Consider the following 1,093-nt stretch of genomic DNA (forward strand, 5'->3'; position numbering starts at 1 on the left):
TGATCGTCAGCTGATTGTTCTCGTTTAGTGAAAATGTGCTGCTTTTTGAATAACGGATTCCATCCGCTGTTTGAACCGGATAAAAAAGAGCAGCTTTTTCATTGGTTTCCGCACTCATCGGAACTTGATTTTCGATCAATGCAATGTCTGTAGGCTGGTCTGTGGACTTCAGGCTTCCCTGTGTAAAGAGAGGCTTGAGCTCCTGCATATACACTCCGGTATTCACGGAACCGATTTCCGTCCTTGATGTCCCGGCCGGAGATTTTGATTCTATTCTGCTGAGCAGCATCTCAGGGAACGCGCGCATAGAGCCTTGATCAGCTTTATATCCTGATGTATTTGCGTTAGCAATATTATTTGAAAGCATTTCCGTTCTTCGCTGCTGGGCAATCATTGCGGATGTTGCTGTATATAATCCTTTTAACAAATTTCCCACCTCTAAAAATGGCATTTTTTCCAGTTGTCATATAGGAACGTTCGTTCTATAATAAAAACTCAGTATTTTATCCTATTATCGTCATTTAACATCTTTTCGTGAAGGCTTTTTCATAAAAAAACCTCATTCTTTTTCAGAATGAGGTTTGTGAAATCAGCTTAGTTTGCGTTTAGGAAGCTTGTCCATATTATCAAGCATGACACCTGTGCCGATGGCTACGCAATCCATAGGATTTTCAGCAACGAGGACCGGTACCTTCAGCTCTTCAGCAAGCAGCTGGTCAAGGCCGTTTAAGAGCGCGCCTCCGCCGGTAATAATAACGCCGCGGTCAATAATATCAGCAGAAAGTTCAGGCGGTGTTCTTTCGAGCACTTGTTTCGCAGCCTGAACAATAACAGCGACAGATTCACGAAGGGCTTCTTCAACTTCTTTACTGTTTACTGTAATTGTTCTTGGAAGACCGGAAACCATGTCCCGTCCGCGAATGGAAATTTCCTCGTGACGTGCGTCTGGGAAAACAGTTGCGACTTTAATCTTAATATCCTCCGCAGTACGTTCGCCGATCAGCAGCTTGTACTCGCGTTTGATATAATTTAAGATTTCCATGTCAAACTTGTCCCCAGCCATCTTAATAGAAGAGGAGGTGACAATATCGCC

2 pseudogenes are annotated in these 1,093 nt (G+C 43.5%); both read right to left on the reverse strand.

What is annotated here, in order from left to right:
* Positions 1-427: pseudogene (flhO, locus tag ACWHAR_RS22755) on the reverse strand (flagellar hook-basal body complex protein FlhO); the annotation flags it as partial.
* Positions 428-589: 162 nt separating this feature from the next.
* Positions 590-1,093, reverse strand: a pseudogene (gene mbl, locus ACWHAR_RS22760) (cell shape-determining protein Mbl); the annotation flags it as partial.

Source organism: Bacillus sp. LR--39, from assembly GCF_053613335.1.